General features: G+C 55.7%; 5 protein-coding genes. 2 read left to right on the top strand and 3 right to left on the bottom strand.

The features are described from left to right. Positions 1 to 8 precede the first annotated feature (8 nt). Both ACVOLS_RS21360 and ACVOLS_RS21355 read left to right on the top strand, forming a co-directional pair. Complete coding sequence (locus ACVOLS_RS21360) at positions 9 to 170, top strand: Arm DNA-binding domain-containing protein (protein WP_481547291.1); 162 nt, start codon at positions 9 to 11, stop codon at positions 168 to 170. A gap of 30 nt (positions 171 to 200) precedes the next feature. Then, positions 201 to 1,118 carry a tyrosine-type recombinase/integrase gene (locus ACVOLS_RS21355; RefSeq protein ID WP_481547290.1) on the top strand — a complete coding sequence of 306 codons (918 nt, stop codon included), beginning with the start codon at positions 201 to 203 and terminating at the stop codon, positions 1,116 to 1,118. A 121-nt stretch (positions 1,119 to 1,239) separates the two neighbouring features. On the opposite strand, the gene ACVOLS_RS21350 is transcribed toward ACVOLS_RS21355, so the two are convergent. From ACVOLS_RS21350 to ACVOLS_RS21340, 3 genes are all read right to left on the bottom strand, one after another. Next, entirely contained in the window at positions 1,240 to 2,496 is a 1,257-nt protein-coding gene (locus ACVOLS_RS21350) for a hypothetical protein (protein ID WP_481547289.1), read from the bottom strand. A gap of 732 nt (positions 2,497 to 3,228) precedes the next feature. Then, positions 3,229 to 3,696 (bottom strand): HEPN domain-containing protein, encoded by a 468-nt coding sequence (locus ACVOLS_RS21345; RefSeq protein WP_481547288.1) that lies wholly within the window; start codon positions 3,694 to 3,696, stop codon positions 3,229 to 3,231. Positions 3,697 to 3,700: 4 nt separating this feature from the next. Further along, positions 3,701 to 4,460: hypothetical protein (locus ACVOLS_RS21340; RefSeq protein ID WP_481547287.1), on the bottom strand; the 760-nt coding region annotated here is incomplete at its 5' end.

Genomic DNA, 4,460 nt, shown 5'->3' with positions numbered 1-4,460 from the left:
AATTTAAAATACCGGGCGGCCCGGTCCGGGTTGGGCTCCAACTCCCCCCCCCCCCCCCCCCCCGCAACAATCGGTTCTGCGAGAACCTGCTCGGCCAGATTCGGATCGAGATCGAGAAAGGCGATTTCGACTACGCGGCACACTTTCCCACAAGCAAGCGCTCCCGGTAGGTCATCGAGAAGCCGGCCACGCTGGACGACATGAAAACAGTCTTGGATCGGTGGCTGGCGAGTAAGCAAAACGAGCTCGAGCACAGCACCATCATCGGCTACAGCCGGATCGTGAAGAACATCCTGATTCCGCGGATCGGCACCATCGCCCTGCGAGACTTCGATCGGGCGCAGCTCCGAGACCTGGTCGCCAGCTTTGGAGCTACCGTGACGGCCAAGCGGATCAACAACGTGCTTGGGCCGCTTCGGGGCGCTCTCGATGACGCCGTCGACGACGACCTGATCAAGTCCAACCCGATGGACAGCTTCAAGGTCCGGCGCAGAGCGAAGGTCAATGCTCCCGAAGAGGTGGATCCATTCAGCCCCTCCGAAGTCCTCGCCATCTTGGCGGCCTGCGACGAACAGCAGGTGCGCAACTACTGCCAGTTCAACTTTGCCAGCGGCTTGCGCACCTCGGAAATGATCGGCCTCTGCTGGTCGGACATCGATTGGAACCGCGGCACGGTGAAAATCCGGCGCGCGTGGGTCATGGGCAAAATGAAGGCGCCCAAGACCGATTCGGGCGTACGTGAGGTTTCCCTGGTCGCGCCGGCACTGGCTGCTCTCAAAGCGCAGCGCGCGCATACGTTGCTGGCCGGCGAGTTTGTTTTTCACGACCCCAAGACAAACGCGCGCTGGGGCTCGGACCAAACCATTCGCGCCGGTAGCTGGCAGCGGACGTTGAAGAAGGCCGGGGTTCGGTACCGCTACCCGTACCAGATGCGCCATACCTTCGCGAGCCAGGCATTAAGCGCCGGCGAGAACGTTATGTGGGTGGCCAAGCAGATGGGGCACAGAGACTGGACCATCACAGCCAAGAAGTATGCCCGCTGGATCCCATCGATCGTGCCTAATGCAGGAGTAAGCTGGCTCGGGTCTGGCACCAGCAAGCAGTTCAGGATTCAATGAGGTGATCGGCAAACAACCTGCCGCCCACCGGCCAGACCCGGACATCGAAACAAGAGCACTCTGACTCAAACCTCAACCTAAAGCGAAATAGCACCCATCCACCCAGATTTCGGATTCACACCTACTCCTCTGGTTCTAAGCCATAGCCTTGCCAAGCGGGCAGCTTAATTGGATTAGGTTCGACACCGATCTTCATGCCCTTGAGTAAGTCGAAGAATTTCTTTTGAAGATTTCCTTGACCATCATTGAGATGAATGGCGAGCAGCAAACTACAGTACAGCGCTCGGGCCGCCAGTGCTTCAACTTTTGTCAGCATCGCACTTTGAATGCTTGAAGCGCCGGTATGCACAATTCCCGATCGGATATCGTAGATTTCACCAAGATCCGCATGGACGCGGCGCCGATCTTTGCCCTTGAAGCATAGGAGTGACGCATTGTCTGCCAGCGTCACCTTGATCGGCGCGTTCTTATCGCGAGAGAAAATTGCCTCCATCGATATGACAAAGAAAATGAACTGCGTAACGCGGTCTTTCTCATTGACAGCACGAGTAAAGAACTCCAGCGCGTTCCTAAGCTGTGCATTCAAGCTTTTTTCTTTCCCCGAGGAAAGCAGCTCGAGGGCTACTGGCACTTCGGGGCGCTTAATTGCCTGAAGTAGCTTATTTCCTAGCGGAATAGACACAGTCAAAGGACGCATTGCCATAACGCGGTCTAGCATCCCCGTAGACTTGTGGATCAAGAACACATGGTTTGATGTGGGCAACTGTCCAAGCAATGGCTTCTCCGTACGGAATACCCTACCAAGCAATTCAGTCAGCCCAATCATTCGGCGCGCCTTTGCGGGCAACTGAAAGCGCAGAGAGTCGGAAGAACCATGTACGGGCAGGAACAGCAACGGATGGCGACTCAGCGCCTTGTCAGACTGCCGCACCTGACGCTCGAACAAGTCGTCGGAAACAGCGTGAGACCCAAACACCTTGATGCGCCTGTTTAGCGCGCCGCTCGAGGCTGCAGCTGCCGACATCGTGAATGGGCCAATCTCGAATGAGCGAACAAAACTTGGCTTCTTTGACCCGAACCCCAGTGGCCTGTAGAAACCTAAGGGGATGACAGCAAGGTAGTCGCGCTGGGCCGCTGTTCTTCTCACCACAGCGTCGAGTTGGGTTGCAAATTCCTTAGCGTCATGGACGTATCCAGCGTTCAACACCGCGTAGATAAGGTCGAGTGCGTATCCCCAACTTATATGGTTACTTGTGTACTCCGAATGGTAAAAGGCATCACCCAACTTCTGGTTCTCGGAAATCAGCTCATCAACTGCGTCCTGATTCGGTGAATCTTGCTCCTGCAGCGCCCTCAGCTTCGGCAGAACAACCTTCATGACTCGCGTAACCGCATCTATGTTGATTGCAGGTGTTGTACCCAGTGACATGTTGGCTGCACTTCCGTGTGGTTTGGAGAGGTGAGTTAGTCCTCACAGGCCGACACTATAGCGCTCCAACATTCTGTTGCCACCACCGCGAGGACCACCGAATGAAGTCGTCATCGGCCCTCCGGCCGGTAGAAAGGTCAGTGGGAATGGCGGCGCGGTTGTTTCCGAAGCAGGCGTTGATCCGAAAGAGGCCACGCTGGTGTATGTGGCCGTCTCCATTGCTGACTCGGACGATCTCATTCGACCCCAGGGGAATAGAAGCCGCCTTTCACTGCCACCTAATATGGCCACGCTGTGTTAGAGCTTGCACGGTGTCCGGAAGCACTCGGCGACGATTTCGCGCCCGCGGCCTCCGGCTACATTACTGCCGCGCTCTCAAGGCGCCATCACTATGGCTACAGCTCGGCTCCGTTCGAGGCCCTAGGTTCTTGCTACTAGGGCTGCCGCTTTTCGCTTCTGCCCGCATTGCGTCCTGCGGCCAGAAGCGACTGCTCGGTTGGGGTGCCGAGACTGCACCACCACCCCAAGCAATACTCTTCGGGTTCCTTCCTTGTTTCCCCGATCGACGCGAAGAACGCGCCGGCACTTGCCGCGCGATCTTGCTAGCAACCGCTGAATTGCCCTTTCACCTTCACCTGCATCTTATCCCCGAGTATTGCGATCACCTACGCCACCGCCCGACTAGCCATCGATATCCATCAACTCTCGAACCCCATCCATAACCTTACACATCTCATCGTAGTAGCTCTTCATACGTGCGATCGTCACGTCCCCGGGCTTTCCATGAGCAATGCCATGCCGCAATGCAATAACGCTATCAACTGCTGCCTTCCGCTCTTCAATGATCAGCGCATCAAGCGCGGGCTTCCAGGCGGGGTCAAAAGACAGCAGATGCCCAATCAGTTTCTCCGCCTTCAGATTGGTCAGGTTAGTTATCGTCTTAGAGACGTGATTGGTCACTGTCGGGGAGGACCGCCTACTTACGTACTCTACGGTGAAGTTCTTGATCGTTTGATCCATAAAGCCGGACACTAAAACGCAAAGATGCCTTGCGAAATCCGCTCGCAGCTCAATCTCCCCAGGGTCGATTCTCGACGCTCGCGAGAAGGTCGCATCCAATGCATCCTTAAGTGATGCCTGTCGTCGCATGGAGTCAAACGTCCTTGAATGCCTCAGTTGCCAGTTTCAGACGAGTCTGAACCTGATCATCTCGCGCGGTAGCCTTCCCCACTGAATACTGGTAGTCCTTATCTTTCAAGAGACCTTCATAGGCAGCCGCAACCTTACCAGGATCCACAGCAAGCCCGGTTGACAGTCTGCGCGCAATTCCAACCATCACGGAGTCGAAAATCGCCGCATTCAAGGCCTTCGAGATGCGGAAAGGCCTAGGCCCAATGGCGTTGGTAATCGCCTCCATGCTGTCCACAAACGCGCTCTGAATCACCGCCGCATTATTGTGGTCGAGGTTATGATTGAGCTGTGCATACTCCGTGAGAAAGTCCTTCATCGGACTCCTGTACTCGTCGGGAGAGTACATAAGAGCAACAAAGCGCAGAATCAGTTCGTGATCCTTGAGGTTCTTGGACGGCGGACCAAATGCAGCTCGCCAAGCGGGCGTTTCGTTCAAATCGCGGACTAGCTGCATCAATTTACCAGGCGCGAGTGCAACACGGATCTCATGCGGTGACAGCGACGTTCCGCCCGAATTGAGCCGTTCAAAAAGAGTGTATATGCTCGAAAGGTCCTGATCGTCCGCGGTCTTCTTTATGACTGTTGCGTGGATAATCGCGTCATCCAAGGTTCGGGGCGTGTCCGATTTTTTGTGTGTGAGGCGGTTTAGTCCGGAAGTCTCTTTCAGCGAGCCAGCGTGAATCGGTCTTCGTAGATTATCGCGAACTGGTTCATCGCCGCCT

The organism is Stenotrophomonas sp. STEN038, from assembly GCF_056759895.1.
Note: the sequence above shows the minus strand (reverse complement) of the source record. Positions and strands in the feature narration are given on the sequence as shown.